Genomic DNA, 18,633 nt, shown 5'->3' with positions numbered 1-18,633 from the left:
CGAGCACCTTACGGCATAAACAAACCAGGGGGAAAGCCGGCGATGGCCGCACCAGCAGACAGCCACGACGTCATCCAGGTACGGGGCGCGAGGGAGAACAACCTCGCCGACGTCTCCGTCGACATCCCCAAACGACGGCTCACCGCCTTCACCGGCGTCTCCGGCTCCGGCAAATCGTCCCTCGTCTTCGGCACCATCGCCGCCGAGTCCCAACGGCTCATCAACGAGACCTACACCGCGTTCATCCAGTCCTTCATGCCCAGCCTCGGCCGCCCCGACGTCGACGCCCTGCGCAACCTCAGCGCAGCGATCATCGTCGACCAGGAGCGCATGGGCGCCAACTCCCGCTCCACCGTCGGCACCGCCACCGACGCGCACACCATGCTCCGCATCCTCTTCAGCCGCCTCGGCCAACCCCACGTCGGCACCTCCGGCGCGTTCAGCTTCAACCTCCCCGAAGGCATGTGCCTCAAGTGCGAGGGCCTCGGCCGCGTCTCCACCGTCGACGTCGACCAACTCGTCGACCGCACCAAGTCCCTCACCGAGGGCGCCATCACCATCCCCGGCTTCACCGTCGACAACTGGTACGTCCAGACCTACGTCCAGTCCGGCTTCTACGACCCCGACAAGAAACTCCAGGACTTCACCGAGGAAGAATGGGACGCCTTCCTCCACCGCGACACCACCAAGGTCAAAGTGGGCAAGACCAACGTCACCTACGAAGGCCTCGTGGTGAAAGTCCAGCGCCTCTACCTCGGCAAGGACCGCGAATCCATGCAGCCCCACATCCGGGCGTTCGTGGACCGCGCCGTCACCTTCACCGAGTGCCCCGAGTGCCACGGCGCCCGCCTCAACGCCGCCGCCCTCTCGGCCAAGATCGACGGCCACACCATCGCCGACTGCTCCACCATGCAGATCAGCGACCTGGCCGACTGGGTCGCCAAGATCGACGACCCCTCGGTCCGCCCCATGCTCACCACGCTCAAGGAACTCCTCGACAACCTGGTCGAGATCGGCCTCGGCTACCTCAGCCTCGACCGACCCGCCGCCACCCTCTCCGGCGGCGAGGCCCAACGCGTCAAGATGGTCCGCCACGTCGGCTCCGCCCTCACCGACGTCACCTACGTCTTCGACGAACCCACCATCGGCCTGCACCCCCACGACATCCAGCGGATGAACGACCTGCTCCTGCGCCTGCGCGACAAGGGCAACACCGTCCTGGTGGTCGAGCACAAACCCGAGACCATCGCCATCGCCGACCACGTGATCGACCTCGGACCCGGCGCGGGCACCAACGGCGGCCACATCACCTTCAGCGGCACCGTCGAGGAACTGCGCGCCTCCGACACCCTCACCGGACGCCACCTCGACCACCGCGCCCGGCTCCGCGACCGGGTGCGCACGCCCACCGGCCGGTTGCCGATCACCGGCGCCACCCTGCACAACCTCAAGGACGTCGACGTCGACATCCCCCTCGGCGTCCTCACCGTCGTCACCGGCGTCGCGGGCTCCGGCAAGAGCTCCCTCATCCACGGCTCCCTCGCCCGCCGCGACGACGTCGTCACCGTCGACCAGTCGCCCATCCGCGGCTCACGACGCTCCAACCCCGCCACCTACACCGGCCTGCTCGACCCGATCCGCACCGCCTTCGCCAAGGCCAACGGCGTCAAGCCCGCCCTGTTCAGCGCCAACTCCGAAGGCGCCTGCCCCAAGTGCAAGGGCATCGGCCTCGTCTACACCGACCTCGCGATGATGGCCGGCGTCGCCTCGGTCTGCGAGGAGTGCGCGGGCAAGAGGTTCACCGCCGAAGTCCTCACCCACACCCTGCGCGGGCGCGACATCAGCGAGGTCCTCGGCATGTCCGTCACCGAGGCCCGCGACTTCTTCACCGAGAAGCAGGCCAAGGCCATCCTGGACCGCCTGGTCGACGTCGGCCTCGGCTACCTCTCCCTCGGCCAACCCCTCACCACCCTGTCCGGCGGCGAGCGGCAGCGGCTCAAGCTCGCCATCCACATGGCCGAGAAGGCGTCCACCTACATCCTCGACGAACCCACCACCGGCCTGCACCTCGCCGACGTGGACCAGCTGCTCGGCCTGCTCGACCGCCTCGTGGACGACGGCAACACCGTCATCGTGATCGAGCACCACCAGGCCGTCATGGCGCACGCCGACTGGATCATCGACCTCGGCCCCGGCGCCGGGCACGACGGCGGCCGGATCGTCTTCACCGGCACGCCCGCCGACCTGGTCGCGAACGCCTCCACCCTGACCGCCCAACACCTCCGCGCCTACGTCGGCGGCTGACCGTCCTCGGCGGTTTTCTGCTGAAGTCTTCTCCCGGTGCCAGGTGTGGCACTGGGAGAAGACCTCTTTCAGTCCACACTGAAGTTATTAATTCGATCGAGTGATCTTGCGCCGGTACGCCCCGGTGGGACCGGCCGTTCGGAACACCGCAGGTCGTTCCCACTGCCGGCCGATTGTCCGACCACAGGCGGTCCTCTAACGTTGCCGATCACGTCCGCGCGAACGTGATCGCAGAACCTCCGCTCCCCGGCCGGCCCGCGTCACCACTGGGTCTGCCGGAACCCCTGCACGAGGGAGAACCCTGCAATGGGAGACGTTCGCGGATCCAGACGAGCCCTGCTCGCGTTAGCCACGGCGGCCATCACCGCCACCGCACTGGCCGCCGGGACCACACCCGCCGCGGCCGAGGCCGACATCCTCGGCACGACCAACCCGACCGCCATCAAGGACAGCTACATCGTCGTCTACAACGAGCTGTCCACCCAGAGCGTCGACGTGCTCACCGCCGACCTCAGCGCCAAGTACGACGCCAAGGTCGACTTCACCTACCGCCACGCCTTCAAGGGCTTCGCGGGCACGCTGTCCGAACGGGCCGCGCGCCGCCTGGCCGCCGAGCCCGGCGTGGCCTACGTCCAGCAGAACGGCGAGGTCAGGGCGACCGCGACCCAGCCGAACCCGCCGTCGTGGGGCCTGGACCGGATCGACCAGCGCGACCTGCCGCTGGACTCGTCCTACACCTACCCCAACGACGGCACCGGCGTCACCGCCTACATCATCGACACCGGCATCCGGACCACGCACTCCGACTTCGGCGGCCGGGCCACCTGGGGCACCAACACCGTCGACACCAACAACACCGACTGCAACGGCCACGGCACGCACGTCGCCGGCACGGTCGGTGGCACGGCCCACGGCGTGGCCAAGGGCGTCCGGCTGATCGCGGTCAAGGTCCTCAACTGCGCCGGCTCCGGCTCGTTCGCCGGTGTCGCCGCGGGCATCGACTGGGTCACCGGCCACCACACCTCCGGCCCGGCCGTGGCGAACATGAGCCTCGGGGGCCAGGGCAGCGACCCGACCGGCGAGACCGCGGTCCGCAACTCGATCGCCGATGGCGTGACCTACGCGATCGCGTCGGGCAACTCCAACGCCAACGCGTGCAACTTCACCCCCGCCCGGGTCGCCGAGGCGATCACGGTCAACGCGTCGACCAACACCGACGCCCGCGCCTCGTTCTCCAACTTCGGCACGTGCACGGACATCTTCGCGCCGGGCCAGAACATCACCTCGGCGTGGATGACCAACGACACCGCCACCAACACCATCAGCGGCACGTCCATGGCGGCGCCGCACGTCGCCGGCGGTGCGGCGGTCCTGCTCGGCGCCACGCCGTCGTTGACGCCCGCGCAGGTCGCCGACGCGATGGTCGCCAACTCCACCCCGAACAAGATCACCGGTCCGGGCACCGGCTCGCCGAACCGGCTGCTGTTCGTCAACACCGGCGACCCGGGCGGCCCCGGCAGCCCATCGGTCACCCCGCCGGGCAACCAGACCGGCAGCGTCGGCACCGCCACGAGCCTGCAGCTCAAGGCCGCGGGCGGCACGCCGCCGTACACGTGGTCGGCCACCGGCCTGCCGCCCGGCCTGGCGATCGCGGCGTCCACCGGCCTGATCTCCGGCACGCCCACCACCGCGGGCACCTACAGCGTGACCGCCACCGCGACCGACAGCGTGGGCAAGGCCGGGAGCACCACGTTCACCTGGACGATCAACCCGCCCGGCGGCTCCTGCGCCGCGCCCGGCGAGAAGGTCGTCAACGGCGGCTTCGAGAGCGGCACCACCGGCTGGTCCAACGCCACCCACACCATCGCCGCGTGGACCGGTGAGGGCGCGCCGCGCACCGGCACCCGCTCCTCGTGGATCAGCGGTTACGGCTACTCCAACACCGAGACGCTGACCCAGACCGTCACCGTCCCGGCGGGCTGCGCGAACACCACCCTGTCGCTGTGGCTGAAGATCAGCACGGCCGAGTACGAGCCGGAGGTGTTCGACACCTTCACCGTCAAGGCGGGTTCGACCACCCTGGCGACCTACACCAACCTCAACCCGTCCGGCTACGCGGTGCGCACCTTCAGCCTGGGCGCGTACGCGGGCCAGAGCGTCACGCTGAGCTTCACCGGCACGGAGGACTGGTCCTACCAGACCTCGTTCGTGCTCGACGACGTCTCGGTGAACGCGGCCTGAGCCGACCGGTGGGGAGGCCCCGCAACCCAGGGCCTCCCCACCGCCTCACCTCAACACGTCAGCACGCGATCGGCGAGGAACCCACCGCGACGTCGTCGTACCAGAGGGTGTTCGCGCCGTCGCCGTAGCTCTCCCAGCCCAGCCGCAGGTCGGTGACGGCGGGCCGCCAACCGGTCTTGCGCAGCCACTGGCTGTCGATGTCCGGCGTGGACACGCCGTCGACCACCAGGCCGTTGACCACCTCGCCGTTCAGCGAGGTCGAGATCCGGCCGGCCGGGTCGACGGTGAACTGCACGCAGTTCCACCGGCCGGTGGGCAGCGGCTTGCTCTGCGCGACACCCGCCGGGCTCTGCTCGGGCAGGGTGGCGTCGTCGGACTCGCGGTTCCACTGCAGCGCCGAGTTCTGGCCGCCCATGCGCAGGTCCTTGCCGGCGTCGCCCGCGTCCTTCATGGCCATGAACGTCACGTGCGCCATCGGCAGGGCCGTGGTGTGGCGGACGTAGAACCGGCCGTGCACGGCGCCGGAGGACCCGTCGACCCGCGTGCCGAAGAAGATGTGGTTGCAGTAGCCGGACGCGCCGTTGACCCGCACCGACTTCGAGCCGCTGTGCGCGACCGAGTTGTCGATGCTGACCGAGCCCTGACCGGTGCAGTTCGCCGCGCCGACGGTCCAGCGGCCGGCCGGGGTGGTCCCGGTCTGCTGCTCGAAGTCGTCGCACAGCGCCGCCGTGCCGCAGCCGACCGGCGGCTGATCGGTCGTGGTCGTCGTCGTGGTGGTGGTGGTGGTGGTCGTCGTAGTGGTCGTGGTCTGGTCACCACTGCACGAGACGCCGTTGAACGCGAAGTCGGTCGGCGGCGCGTTCGTGCCGCTGTAGGTGGCCTGGAAGCCGAACTGGGCGCTCGCGCCCGTGCCCAGCGTCCCGTTCCACGGCATGTTGGACGCCGTCACCACGGCGCCGGACTGCTTCACGTCGGCGCTCCACCCGGAGCTGATCGACTGGTTACCGGCGAACGTCCAGGTGAGCTTCCACGAAGTGACCGGAGCGGACTGGTTGGTCACGGTCACGTTGGCGGTGAACCCGGTGGACCACTGGTTGAGCTTGTAGTCCACGGCGCAGACGGGAGCCGCACCCGCGGTGCTGGTCCCGCCGATCACCACCAAACCGGCTATCGACACCACAGCGGCCACCGCCGCCAGCAGATTTCGCACAACAACCCCTTCGTTGTCGTCTCTGGGAGCGTTCCCAGAAACCGACTGTAACGATTCCGTCACCGCAAGGGAATAGGCCGCTTGCCGCAACGGCCACTCGGACGAAGGGCTTGATCGACCGGCTACGCCGGCGCGGTCACGGTGCCGTCAGCACGGTCACCGCGCCACGCCCGCCGTCCACCCGGACGCGGTCGCCGGTCTTGATGCGGGTGGTGGCGTTGCCGCAGCCGACGACGGCCGGGATGCCGAGCTCGCGGGCGACGATCGCGGCGTGCGACAGCGGCGCGCCGACGTCGGTCACCACGGCGGCGGCGCGCGGGAACAGCGGGGTCCAGCCGATGTTCGTCACCGTCGTCACCAGGACCTCGCCCGGTTCGAGGGCCGCACCGTCCGCGACGTCGTGGATCACCCGTGCCACTCCCTCCACCACGCCCGCCGCACCGGGGAAGCCGGACACGTCGTCACCGGGCGGTGCGGCGGAGGCGTCGAAGACGTCCAGCCGGCGGTTCGGGTCGGCGGCCCACGCCTCGGGGTCGAACCGGCCCCGGATCACCGTCGGGTACGGCGGCAGCGCGCGGTAGCGGTCGTAGGCGGCACGGCGGGCCGGTACCGACGCCAACGGGGTCTCGTCGCCGTCGAGAACGCGCAAGGTCTCCTCGATCGGCAGGAAGAACAGCGCGTCGCCGTGCCCGGTGACCTCACCGGCCCGCACGAGGAAGTCCCGCAGCACGGCGAACGTCCGGGCGAACTCCGAGCGCGCCCGTTCCCGCTCACGGGCCAGGGCCGCGAGCTTGTCCACCTCGCGGCGCAGGCGCGCGACCTTGCCGGGGTGGGCGGCGCGCAGCCGTTCCCACGCCGCGTCGCGCACGGCGGCCTGCCTGGCCAGCAGCTCCTCGGGGTCGACGCCGACGTCGTCCGCGGGTGGCCACTCCGGGTCCTCGGCCGGGCGCGGCGCGGACACCTCGAACTCGTCGGCGAACCGGTGCCCGTACTGCCGGGCGTACGCCTCACGGGTGATCTCGCCGCGCTGGAGCCGGGCCAGGCCGAGCACCGGGCCGAGGCTCTCCAACTCCCCCGCCGCGCCGTGCGCGCCGGTCAGCAGCGCGGTGGTGTCGTCCTCCCCCACCAGCTTCACCAGCCGGCGGCGGAGCTTGACCGACGACATCGAGCCGTTGCGGGCGCCGGCGTCGAACACCTCGGCGTCCACGTGCAGCACGTCGTGCACGTCGGAGCGCCACAGCGCGAGCAGGTCGGCGGGCGTCGAAGCGGCGCGGAAGGCGGCCTTCAGCCGGTCGGCCCGGGCGGGCGCGGACGCTAGCAGCACGTCGATCTTCGCCCGGAACTCCCGGTTCTGCCGCAGGAACGGCAGCGCCGCGCCGACCGCCGCACGCAGCACGGCCAGGCGCGACATCGGCAGCGGTGGCACGCGCACGCCCGCCGGGATCCGGCCGAAGTACAGCTCGACGGTCCGCTGCATGAACCCGCCGCGGGCCAGGCCGAGCGCCTGCCCGACCGCCAGCGCGGCGCTGAGGTTGAGGTAGAACCGGCCGCCGATGTTGCCCGACGTCGGGTGCCCGCCGATCGGCGGCTGGGCCAGCACCCGGGCGAACGACCAGGTCGCGGGTGTCATCACGCTCGGCACGGCTTCACGCAGGTTCGCGCACGTCCACAGGTAGTCGCCGCGCAGGGTGTCGTTCCAGACCTCGGCCAGCGCGGTGATCGGCCGTGCCTGCAGCACCGCGATCCGGCCGCCGGCCACGGCCCACTCGACGTCCACCGGCACGCCGTACAGGTCCTGGATGCGCGCGCCGAGCGCGGCCAGTTCCCGCACCCGCGCGTCGGACAGCAGCGAACCGCCGGACCGGCGTACCGCGCCGTCGACGGTGACCACGTACTCGTCGGGGGTGACCGTGCCGCCGACCAGGGCCTCGCCGAGGCCGGGCGCGGCGTTGACCACGGTCTCCGTCCGCGCACCCGTGACCGGGTTGGCGGTGAACAGCACCCCGGCCGCGTCGGCGGGCACCATCTCCTGCACGACCACGGCGATCGCCACGTCGGTGATGCCGTGCCGGGCGCGGTAGGCGACGGCGCGCGTTGTCCACAGGGAGGCCCAGCAGCGCTTGACCGCGGTCAGCACCTCCTCCCCCGACACGTTGAGGAAGGTGTCGTGCTGGCCGGCGAACGACAGGTCCGGCAGGTCCTCGGCGGTCGCCGACGACCGCACCGCCACCGGGCCCGCCGGCAGGGCCGCGCGGAGGGCGTCGGCGATGTCCTCGGGCAGGTCGCGGCGGTCGAAGGCGGCGGCGATCGCGTCCTCGTCGCCGTCCCGCAGCTCGGCGTCCAGGTCCGCGGTGAACCGGCGGTAGGCGTGCGTGGTCAGGTGGAAGCCGTCCGGAACGGGCAGGCCCGCGGCGGCGAGCTTGGCCAGCGAGGCGCCCTTGCCGCCGACCGTCTCCAGGTCGGCGGCGGGATCGGCGAGCGGCAGCACCAGCGCGGTCGTCCCCATGTGGCGATCTTCGCACCTGTGACTACGGGACGTGGTGGGAACGGCTGCCTACGGCTTTGTGCAGGGCGATGGTGATGCCCAGTGCCACCGCCACGACGCCGGTGGCGAGCACGAGCGCGGCCGAGTGGCCCGCCGCGGTGAACGCCAGGCCGACCACCGCGACGCCGAGCGCACCCGCCAGCTCACGGCTCGCGGTGACGGTCGCCGACGCGATCCCGGCGGACCGCGGTGAGGTGGCGTCCAGCGCGACCGTGGTCAGCGGGGTGGTCAACGCCGAGCCGAAACCGATCACCACCAGGCAGGCGAGCAGCGCCGGAGGGTGGGCGAACGGCGTCGCGACCAGTCCCGCCGTCACGGCGCCGAGCCCATAGGCCGCCGTGCGCCACGGACCCAGCCGGACGACGAGGGCGGGCACGAGCGGTGCGCCCGCGATCACGGCGAGCGCGGCGGGCACGAAGAACAGGCCGGTCGCCAGCGGGGTGAAGCCCTCGGCGCGGTGCAGGTGCAGCGGCAGCACGAACAGCACGCCACTGACGCCCGCACCCCACAACGCCTGCGCGACCGTGCCGCCGACGAACACCGGCCGTGCCAGTGCTCTGGGGAACAACGGGCGCGCGGCCGACCGCTCCACGGACACGAACAGCAGGCACGTCGCGCCCGACAACGCGGCCAGTGCCGCGACCAGGCCTTCGTCGCCGATGCTCAGCACGGTCGCCGTGACGGTGAAGACGGCCGCCGTCAACACCGCCGTCGAGCGGATCGGCAACGGCGTCGGTCGCGTGATCCGCGGTCGTGGCAGGACCTGGTGCGCGAGGACGGCCGCCGCCACGCACAGCGGGACGTTGCCCAGGAAGATCCACCGCCAGTGCGCCGCCTCGCTGAGCAGGCCGCCCAGCGCGGGCCCGACCGCCAGCGCCACGGCCAGCGCGCCCGTCCACGCCGCGATGCCCGTCCGGCGCCGCGCCTCGTCGAGGTCGGTCCGCAGCACGGCCAGCCCGGTCGGCACGATCGCCGCCGCGGTGGCGCCCTGGGCCGCGCGCCACAGCGCCAGCTCCCAGCCGGACTCCGACGTGCCGCAGCCCAGGGACGCGGCAGCGAACGCGAGCAGCCCGACCAGCAGCACCCGCCGGTGCCCGAACCGGTCACCCACCGCGCCCGCCGCCACCATGAGGCTCGCGAACGCCAGCATGTAGGCGACCACGGCCCACTGCAGGTCGTTCGTGGACAGGCCGAGGTCGCGGCCGATGGTCGGCAGGGCCACCATCAGCACGCTGTTGTCCAGCGCCGTGACGAAGGCCGCGAAGCAGGTCACCAGCAGGGTGCGCCTCACGAGAGCGCGGCCGTCAGCATCGGCCAGGACGCCCGGAGCTCGCGCTGCCAGTACTTCCAGGTGTGCGTGCCGCCGCCGTAGGCGTTGACCGTGATCGGGATGCCCAGCGACCGCATCCGCAGCACGAAGTCCGGCGAGGTGGTGCCGACGATCGTCTCGAACGGGTCGTAGGACCACCAGTCGGTGTCCAACGCACCTCTGAACCCGTTGCCGTACGACATGTAGAGGGACAGGCCGCGCAGGTTCGCCGCGAGTTGCCGCGGGTTGTGCGCCGCCCACACGGCGGGGACCAGCGACTCGCGTCCCCACGGGCCGTACGGGTCGAGCCCTTCGCGCAGGACGGTCGTGTAGACGAACTGGGGGACGCCGACGAACTGCGTCGACAGCAGCCCGCTGTAGGACGCGGCGGCCCGGAACATGCCGGGGTGCTTGGCCGCGTACCCGAACGCCCCCGTGCCGCCTGCCGACAGTCCGGCGATCGCGCGCACGGTGCCGCCCCGGTAGTTCCGCTCGATGAGCTGCGGGAGTTCACCGGTGTGGAACGTCTCCCACTTGGGCGTGCCGCCGCGCCCGCCGTTCCACCAGTCGGTGTACCACCCGGCTCGTCCGGCGTCGGGCATGACGACCAGGACGTCGCTGGTCGCGCTGAGTTCTTCGACGTCGGTTTCCCTGGTCCAGGAGGTGTAGTCGTCGCCGACGCCTTGGAGGAGGTAGAGGACCGGCCAGGTGCGGGTGGCGTTCGGCGACCAGCCCGGTGGCGTGAGCACGCGGACCGGGACGTGACCGCCGACCGCGGGCGAGGACACCGTGAGGTCGACGGTCCGCGCGTCGAGCCACCTCTCCGCGACGACCTGTGCCCCGTCGTCGGCCGGGACGGGCGTGGCCGCGACGGGCGCCGGTACGACTATCAGGGCAGCGGCGGACAGGGCCGACAGCAGCGCGCGCGTCATCACTTCTCCCGAAGATGTCCGAGACCGATCACGATGCGGGCAGCTGCCCGCCGAGGTAGAGAGCGCGGCAGGCGGCGCGCGACAGCTTCCCGCTGGACGTCCTGGGCACCGAGCCCGGTTCGACCACGAGCACGTCCCGCACCCGCACGTCGTGGTGCCGAGCGACCGCGGCGCGCACCCGTGCTCGGACACGGGCCTGGTCGACAGCCTGGCGCGGCACCTTGGAACTCCGCTCGGCGACCACGACCATCGCCTCGCCATCGAGGGACGGCACGGCGAACGCGGCGACATGACCGCGCCGGACCACGTCGTCGGCCTCCTCCACGACGGCCTCCACGTCCTGCGGGTAGTGGTTGCGGCCGTCGATGACGATCAGGTCCTTGATCCTGCCGACCACGTACAGGTGCCCGTCGTGCAGCACGCCGAGGTCCCCGGTCCGCAGCCACGGCCCGAGCGGCGAACCGGGTAGCCGGGCGCCGAACCCCTCGCCGCCGGACCAGTACCCGGGCGACACGTTCTCGCCGCACACCCAGATCTCGCCGACCCGGTCACCCTCACCGACCGGCTCCCCCGTCACCGGGTCGACGATCGCGAGGTGCTGGTCGACCGCGCCGCCGCAGCCGACCAGCACGCTCGCCCGCTCCGGGTCGACCGCCGGCACCGCCCGTCCCCCGGCGAGCGCGGCGCGGTCGAACCCGGTGGTCGTCGGCCCGGTCGCGGCGGTCACGAGCACCGTCGCCTCGGCCAGGCCGTAGGACGGGCGCTGGGCGTCCGGCCTCAGCCCGCACGGTCCGAACGCCTCCTGGAACGCGGCCAGGGTCGCCGCCCGCACCGGCTCGCTGCCGTTGATCAACGCCACGACGCCGCCCAGGTCCAGCCCGGACCGCTCGACCGGCGACACCCGCCGCACGCACAGGTCGTAGGCGAAGTTCGGCCCGGCGCTGATCACGTCACGCCGCCCGTGCATGGCGCGCAACCACCGCGACGGCCGGTAGAGGAACGCCTGCGGGTCCATCAGCACCGCCTCCGCACCGGTCGTCAACGCCACGCCGACACCGAGCACCAACCCCATGTCGTGGAACAGCGGCAGCCAGCTCACCGGCGCGGGCTCGGCGTCCGCCAGGCCGTAGGCGGTGAGTGCCTGGCGCACGTTGACCCGGAAGTTCCGGTCCGTCACCACGACACCGGCCGGGGTGCGCGTCGAGCCGGACGTGTACTGCAGGTAGGCCGGGCCGCCGAGCCGGCGCACCGGGGGCTCGGCGGACGGCGGCACGCTGCCGACCACCACCACGTCCAGGTCGAGCGCGGCGGGAGCGGCGGTGAGCGCGACCTTCGGCGTGCAGTCGCGCAGGACGCCGTCGAGGCGTTCGCGGTGGCCGTCGCCGGTGATCGGGAACAGCGGCACGGCGAGCACGTCGGCGTACAGGCAGCCGACGAACGCCACGACGTAGTCCAAGCCCTGCGGCAGCAACAGCAGCGCGCGGTCACCCGGAGCGCACCGCCGACGCAGCTCGGCGGCCACGCCGCAAGCCCGCGCGTCCAGCTCGGCCCACGTGATCGACACCGGCACGCCGTCCGGGTCCACCTCGTAGTCGACGAACGTGAACGCGGTGTGGCCGGGCCGTTCGCGTGCCCAGCGCCGCACGGCGTCCACGACCGTGCCGGTGGTGGTCGCGGTGACCGTCATGAGCACCCTCTCTTCCCCGTGATGACAACTCCGGAAATAGCTTTTGTGCGGTCGTCACAACTTTTCCCGCAAGTGATTTCCAGCACGTTGGACGAGGAAGCTACCGACGAGTACAACAACTGTCAACAACTACCCCCGACAACCCGAGATTGACCCGATCGGCCTATTGTTCGCCGACGTTCACCCAGGCCACGATCACTCCCACGCCGCCGAGAACCTGATCGCGGACATTTCATCCTCCGCCTCGCAATTACTTCGAGGCGTCTTGTGGAAATCGCATGAAAGGTGACCCATGACCGGCCTCGGCACGCCCGCGGAAGCGGAACTCCGCGCCTGGTTGGTGCGGCGCGTCGCGGAACTCGCCGACCTGACCGAGGGCGAGGTGGACGTCGACCAGCCCCTGGCCGAAATCGGCCTGTCGTCACGTGACGCCGTCGTGCTCGCGGGCGTGTTGGGCGAGTTCCTCGACGCACCGCTACCCGCGACGGTGTTCTACCAACACCCGACGATCGCCCGGCTGGCCCGCCACCTCGCCGCGCCGGGCACCGCGGCCGCTCCCGAACCCACCCGGCCGGTCGCCGAGGGCATCGCGGTGGTCGGCGTCGGCTGCCGGTTGCCGGGCGGTGTCGACGGTCCCGACCGGTTGTGGGACTTCCTGCGCTCGGGTGGTGACGCGGTCACGCCCGCGCCGCCGGACCGGTGGCCCGGCCTGCCCGAGGGCACGCCCCGGTTCGGCGGTTTCCTGCCCGACCTCAAGGGCTTCGACGCGGAGTTCTTCGGCATCGCGCCGCACGAGGCCGCGCTGATGGACCCGCAGCAACGGCTGGTGCTGGAGGTGTCGTGGGAGGCGCTGCACCACGCGGGCATCGCGCCGGACAGCTTGCGCGGCAGCCGGACCGGCGTGTTCGTCGGCATCTCGACCGGCGAGTACGGCGCGTCGAGCGCGGCCGACCTGGGCCGGGTCGAGCCGTGGACGGCGACCGGCGGCGCGCTGAGCATCGCCGCGAACCGGCTGTCGTACCTGCTCGACCTGCGCGGGCCGAGCCTGGCGGTGGACACGGCGTGCTCGTCGTCGCTGGTGGCGGTGCACCACGCGGTCCAGAGCCTGCGCGCGGGCGAGACGGACGCCGCCGTGGCCGCCGGGGTGAACCTGCTGCTCGGACCCGCCGTCACGCTCACGTTCCACCGCGCGGGCCTGCTGTCGGCCGATGGGCGGTGCAAGCCGTTCGACGCCTCCGCGGACGGCATCGCCCGCGCCGAGGGCTGCGCGGCGGTCGTGCTCAAGCGGCTGTCGGACGCGCGGCGCGACGGTGACCGGGTGCTGGCGGTGATCCGGGGCAGCGGCGTGAACTCCGACGGGCGCTCGAACGGACTGATGGCACCGAACCCCCAGGCACAGGCCGACCTGCTGCGCCGGGTGTACGCGGACGCGGGCGTCGACCCGTCCCGGGTGGACTACGTGGAGGCGCACGGCACCGGAACGCTGCTCGGCGACCCGATCGAGGCCGGTGCGCTGCGGGAGGTGCTGGGTCGGTCGGACGGGCCGTTGCTGCTCGGGTCGGCCAAGGCGAACTTCGGTCACGCCGAGTCGGCGGCGGGCGTGATCGGGCTGGTCAAGACGGTGCTGGCGGTGCGGCACGGCGAGCTGCCGCCGAGCCCGCACTTCCGCGAGCCCAACCCGCACATCGACTTCACCGGCCTGCGCGTGGTCACCGAGCCGACACCGTGGCCGCGCTACTCAGGCCACATCACGGCCGGTGTGTCGTCGTTCGGGTTCGGCGGCACGAACGCGCACGTCGTGCTGGAGGAGCCGCCCGCGCCCGAACCGGCGGACCGGCCGGACGGCCCGGCGTTCCTCGTGGTGGCGGGCACGTCCGAGGGGCGCGTGCGGCGGCACGCCGCCGAGCTGGCGGACTGGCTGTCCACCACGCACGCCGACCTGCACGACGTGGCGTCGACCCTGGCCCGCCGTCGTGGCCGTGAGCGGCACGCGGCGGTCGTCAGCGGGTCGGACCGAACCGCGGTGGCGGCCGAACTCCGGGCGTTGGCCAAGGGAGACCGCCCGGTCGGCCGCGCCGAACGACGCGACCGCGCGGTGTGGGTCTTCTCCGGCTACGGCTCGGGCTGGGCGGGCATGGGACGGCGGCTGCTGGCCGAAGAACCCGTGTTCGCGGCGGCGGTGGACGAGGTGGACCGGCTGATCGCGCCGCACTCGGTGCGCGCGTTGCTGGACCAGCCCTCGGACACCCTGGGCGACGGCCAGATCGCGTTGTTCGGCGTGCAGTTCGCGCTCGCCCGGCTCTGGCAGTCGCGCGGACTGCGCCCGGCGGCGGTGATCGGGCAGTCCGCGGGAGAGGTCGCCGCCGCGGTGGTGAGCGGCGCGTTGTCGCTGGCCGACGCGGCGTTGGTGATCACCACCCGGGCACGGCTGCTGGACGTGGTCGACGCGGCCGGTGGCGGTGGGATGGCGGCGGTCGAACTGCCCGCCGACGAGGTGGACGACCCGGCGCTGTCGGTCGCCGTGCACGCCGCCCCGCGCCGCTGCACGGTGTCCGGTCCCGCCGACCGGCTCACCGCGCTGGTCGCCCGGGTCGAGGCGGACGGCGGGCTGGCGCGGGTCCTGCCGCTGCGCACCAGCGGCCACTCCCCCGCCGTCGAACCCGTGCTGGACGAGCTGGCGTCGGCGCTGCGGCACGTCACCGGACGACGCGGTGACGTGCCGCTGTACGGGACGGTCCTGGCCGACCCCCGGCACGCGCCGCCGTTCACCGCCGACTACTGGACCGCGCACCTGCGCCACCCGGTCCGGTTCACCCAGGCGGTGACCGCCGCGCTGGAGGACGGTTTCACCGCGTTCCTGGAGGTCTCGCCGCACCCCGTGGCGCTGCCCGCGATCGCCGAGCACGCACCCGACCTCGTGCTGGTCGGCTCGCTGCGCCGCGACACCGACGACGTGCGCACCTTCCACGACAACCTGGCGTCGCTGCACCTGCACGGCCTGGTGCCCGCCCGGGGCGTCACCGACGTGCCGACCGCGCCGTGGGAACACCGCCCGCACTGGACCGCTCCCCCGCTCCGGCGGGCCGGGCACCCGCTGCTCGGCGACCACGTCGAGCTGCCGGACGGCACGCACGCGTGGCAGGCCGACGTGGGCCTGGCCGCGTTGCCGTGGCTGGGGGACCACCGGGTGCGGGACACCGCCGTGCTGCCCGGCGCCGCGTACGTGGAGATCGCCCTGGCCGCCGGCGCGCAGGTGGTGGCCGGTCCGCTGTCGGTGCGTGACGTCGTGTTCGAGGCGCTGCTGCCCCTCACCGACGAGGTGCGGCTGAGCACCACGTTCCGGGATGGACGCGTCGAGGTGCACGCGAAGGCGTCGGACGGGTGGGTGCGGCACGCCACCGCGACCGTCGTCCCCGGCGAGCGGTCCGACGCACCACCAACTGTCCACACTGGACTCCAGCCGGTCGACCTGTACGACCGGCTGGCCGAGGCCGGGATGGACTACGGCCCGGCGTTCCGGGGTGTCCGGTCCGCCCGCGCGGGTGCGGGCGCGGCGAGTTGCCTGGTCAGCCGGCCGGACGGTCCCGACCGCGGTTGGCGGCTGCCGCCGACGCTGCTCGACTCGTGCCTGCACGCGCTCGCCGCCGCCGCGCTCGACCGCGCCGCCGGTGGGCCGTACCTGCCGGTCGGCATCGGTGCCGTGCGGCTGCACGGCGACCCGCGGCGCGCGGACCGGTGCGAGGCCGTGGTGCGGGAGAGCGGCGGCGGCGAGCTGACCGGGTCGGTGTGGCTGTACGACGACGCGGGCACGCTGCTGGTGGAGGCGGCGGACGTCCGGGTGCGGCCGGTGTCGGTCGCGTTGTCGGGGCTCGCGCTGGAGACACGGTGGGAACGGCAAGACCTTCCCTCCGTCGACGACGCGTCCCGCACGTGGCTGCTGCTCGCCGACGACCGGGACCTGGCCGACGCCCTGATCGACGCCGGGCACCAGGTGACCACCGATCCCTCCGCCCGAGCGGACGGCATCGTGTTCGGTCCCGGCGGTCTTGAGCAGGACTTGCTGCGGTTGGCGGCGTTGGCGCACGACACGCGGCGGCTGTGGATCGTCACGCGCGACGCGGCCTGCGTGCTGGACGGTGAGGCGGGCGTGCCGGAGCGGGCCGCGTTGCGCGGCGCGGTGCGGGTGCTGGCGTTCGAACGGCCGCAGTTGCGGGCGACCGTCGTGGACGTGGACGACGTCGCCGTGCTGCCCCGTGAACTCCTCGCCGACCAGACCGACGACGAAGTCGCCTGGCGCGGTGGCGTGCGCTACGCGGCACGGCTGCGGCGGGCGGAGGTCGAGGTGCCCGCGACCGGGTCCGCGGTCGACTCGGGCGGGTACCTGATCACCGGCGGGCTGGGCGCGTTGGGGCTGGTCATGGCGCGGTGGTTGGCCGAACGCGGTGCGGTGCGGATCGTGCTGTGCGGTCGTCGTGAGCCGTCGCCGGACGCGCGGGCCGAGGTGGCGAAGCTGCGGGCGCTCGGCGCGGACGTGGTCGTGGTGACCGGTGACGTCGCCGAACCCGGGGTGGCCGAACGGGCGGTCGCGGCGGCGGTGGACGGCGGGCTGCGGCTGTGCGGGGTGGTGCACGCGGCCGGTGTGCTGGCCGACGCGCCGTTCGACCGGCTCGACCCCGCCGACGTGCGCCGCGTGCTGCGGCCCAAGGTCGACGGCGCGCTGCGGCTGCACGAGGCGACGGCCGGGCACCGGCTGGACTGGTTCGTGGTGTTCTCCTCGGCGGCGGCACTGCTCGGCTCGCCCGGTCAGGCCGCGTACGCCGTGGCCAACGCGTGGCTGGACGGCTTCGCCCGGTGGCGGCGGGCGTCCGGGCTGCCCGCGACGACGATCGACTTCGGCGCGTGGAGCCGGGTCGGGTTGGCCCGGGACAACGACAACCCGCTGCTGCGGCCGATCTCGCCGGCCGAGGGCGTGCAGGCGGTGGAGGCGCTGTTGATGTCCGGGCGGGTGGCGACCGGTGTGGTGCGGTTCGACCGGCGCCGGGTGGTGGAGCTGTTCCCGCGGCTCGCGCACCGGCCGTTCTTCGAGTCGTTCCTCCGGCCACCGTCCGACGTGCCGCCGGCGGACCGGTTGAGCGCGATCGTGGCGCGGGTGATGGGCGGTGTGCCGGACCCGTCGCTGCCGTTGACGTCGCTCGGGTTGGACTCGTTGATGGCGATGAGGTTGCGCAACGCGGTCGAGCACGACCTGGGCGTGGAGCTGCCCGTGCCGTTGCTGCTGCGCGGCGCGAGCCTGCGTGACGTCGAACGGCACGTGGCCGGGCTCGAACCCGAGGCGCCGACGCGGGTCGAGCCGCGTGACCCGACCGAGCGGTGGGTGTTCGGGCTGTGGGCGGAGGTGCTGGGGCGGCGGGACTTCGGCGTCCGCGACGACTTCTCCGCCCTCGGCGGCTCACCCGAGCGGCTGCTGGCGTTGGTGCGTCGCCGGGTGGCGGTGGACGACTCGCTGTTGACCGCGCCGACCGTCGAGGCGATGGCCGAACGGCTGCGCGCGGCGTTCGAGGACGTGGGCGGGCCGGTGCGGGTGCTGCGCGCGGGCGGGTCGCGGCGGCCGGTGCACCTGTTCCACCCGGCGGGTGGGCCGACCAGCGTGTACGAGCCGCTGGTGGGGTTGCTGGAGGACCGGCCCTGCTACGGGTACGAGCGGATCGACGACGTGCCGGACATCCCGGCCAAGGCGGCGCGGTACGCGGAGCTGGTGCGGTCGGTGCAGCCGTCCGGGCCGTACGTGCTGGGCGGCTGGTCGTTCGGCGGGTGCCTGGCGCACGAGGTGGCGTGCCTGCTGCGGGACGCGGGCGCCGAGGTCGAGCTGGTGGTGATGATCGACACCGTCCGGCCGCTGCCCGCGCCCGACGTCCCGCCCGCCGACCTGGTGCGCCACCGGTTCGCCCGGTACGCCCGGCACGTCGAGGAGGTCTACGGCACGTCGGTCGAGCTGCCGTGGGAGTCGCTGTCCGGGTTGGACGACGTGGGCCAGATCGACGCGGTGCTGGCCGCCGTCGCCGACCTGGGCATCAGCCCCGGGGCGCTGCGCCACCAGCGCACGTCCTACCTGGACGCGCGGGCGGCCGAGCGGTTCACGCCCCGGTACTACCCGGGGCGGGTCGTGTTCTACCGGGCGACCGACCGGGAGACGCTGACCACCGTGCTCGACCCGCGCTACCTGCGCCGGCAGGACGACGACGACCTCGGGTGGGCCGACGCGTGCGGCACGTTGGAGGTCGTGCCGGTGCCCGGCGACCACCTGTCCATGGTCGACCTGCCGCACGTCGCCGCGCTGGCGCGGCACCTCTCGGCGGTGCTGGACGCGTAGGGTTCCCCGGCGCGCGGGTGAGGGCGCTTACCCCC

8 protein-coding genes are annotated in these 18,633 nt (G+C 73.0%); 3 read left to right on the top strand and 5 right to left on the bottom strand.

What is annotated here, in order from left to right:
- Positions 1–42: 42 nt before the first annotated feature.
- Together B0I31_RS06945 and B0I31_RS06940 are read left to right on the top strand one after the other, a co-directional pair.
- The gene (locus B0I31_RS06945) at positions 43–2,304 is read left to right on the top strand and encodes an ATP-binding cassette domain-containing protein (RefSeq protein WP_106614456.1); all 2,262 of its coding nucleotides are present in this window, start codon (positions 43–45) and stop codon (positions 2,302–2,304) included.
- Between the two features lie 306 nt (positions 2,305–2,610).
- On the top strand, positions 2,611–4,545 hold the full coding sequence (locus B0I31_RS06940; protein ID WP_106614455.1) for a S8 family peptidase: 1,935 nt from the start codon (positions 2,611–2,613) through the stop codon (positions 4,543–4,545).
- 58 nt (positions 4,546–4,603) lie between these two features.
- Here B0I31_RS06940 and B0I31_RS06935 read toward each other — a convergent pair whose 3' ends face one another.
- The 5 genes from B0I31_RS06935 to B0I31_RS06915 all read right to left on the bottom strand — a co-directional run bounded on the left by B0I31_RS06935 (position 4,604) and on the right by B0I31_RS06915 (position 12,228).
- Positions 4,604–5,755 carry a cellulose-binding domain-containing protein gene (locus B0I31_RS06935; RefSeq protein WP_106614454.1) on the bottom strand — a complete coding sequence of 384 codons (1,152 nt, stop codon included), beginning with the start codon at positions 5,753–5,755 and terminating at the stop codon, positions 4,604–4,606.
- 136 nt (positions 5,756–5,891) lie between these two features.
- Positions 5,892–8,261, bottom strand: coding sequence for a PEP/pyruvate-binding domain-containing protein (locus B0I31_RS06930; protein WP_106614453.1), 2,370 nt, complete (start codon positions 8,259–8,261; stop codon positions 5,892–5,894).
- 22 nt (positions 8,262–8,283) lie between these two features.
- Positions 8,284–9,591 (bottom strand): MFS transporter, encoded by a 1,308-nt coding sequence (locus B0I31_RS06925; protein WP_106614452.1) that lies wholly within the window; start codon positions 9,589–9,591, stop codon positions 8,284–8,286.
- Complete coding sequence (locus B0I31_RS06920; protein WP_106614451.1) at positions 9,588–10,541, bottom strand: alpha/beta hydrolase; 954 nt, start codon at positions 10,539–10,541, stop codon at positions 9,588–9,590. Before B0I31_RS06920 ends, B0I31_RS06925 begins: the two co-directional genes overlap by 4 nt.
- A gap of 28 nt (positions 10,542–10,569) precedes the next feature.
- A complete protein-coding gene (locus tag B0I31_RS06915) occupies positions 10,570–12,228 on the bottom strand; it encodes a fatty acyl-AMP ligase (RefSeq protein ID WP_106614450.1) in 1,659 nt (552 codons plus the stop codon).
- A gap of 292 nt (positions 12,229–12,520) precedes the next feature.
- Between B0I31_RS06915 and B0I31_RS06910 the strand changes: the two genes are divergently transcribed.
- The gene (locus B0I31_RS06910) at positions 12,521–18,598 is read left to right on the top strand and encodes a type I polyketide synthase (RefSeq protein ID WP_106614449.1); all 6,078 of its coding nucleotides are present in this window, start codon (positions 12,521–12,523) and stop codon (positions 18,596–18,598) included.
- The last annotated feature ends 35 nt before the right edge of the window (positions 18,599–18,633 follow it).

The sequence above is a fragment of the Saccharothrix carnea genome, from assembly GCF_003014735.1.
GTDB classification, from domain to species: domain Bacteria; phylum Actinomycetota; class Actinomycetes; order Mycobacteriales; family Pseudonocardiaceae; genus Actinosynnema; species Actinosynnema carneum.
This window is presented reverse-complemented; position numbering and strand designations above follow the sequence as displayed.

Coding starts and splice junctions, on each gene's coding strand:
- B0I31_RS06920 (WP_106614451.1), bottom strand. CDS start 10,541: ATGACGCGCGCGCTGCTGTCGGCCCTGTCCGCCGCTGCCCTGATAGTC.
- B0I31_RS06945 (WP_106614456.1), top strand. CDS start 43: ATGGCCGCACCAGCAGACAGCCACGACGTCATCCAGGTACGGGGCGCG.
- B0I31_RS06940 (WP_106614455.1), top strand. CDS start 2,611: ATGGGAGACGTTCGCGGATCCAGACGAGCCCTGCTCGCGTTAGCCACG.
- B0I31_RS06915 (WP_106614450.1), bottom strand. CDS start 12,228: ATGACGGTCACCGCGACCACCACCGGCACGGTCGTGGACGCCGTGCGG.
- B0I31_RS06930 (WP_106614453.1), bottom strand. CDS start 8,261: ATGGGGACGACCGCGCTGGTGCTGCCGCTCGCCGATCCCGCCGCCGAC.
- B0I31_RS06910 (WP_106614449.1), top strand. CDS start 12,521: ATGACCGGCCTCGGCACGCCCGCGGAAGCGGAACTCCGCGCCTGGTTG.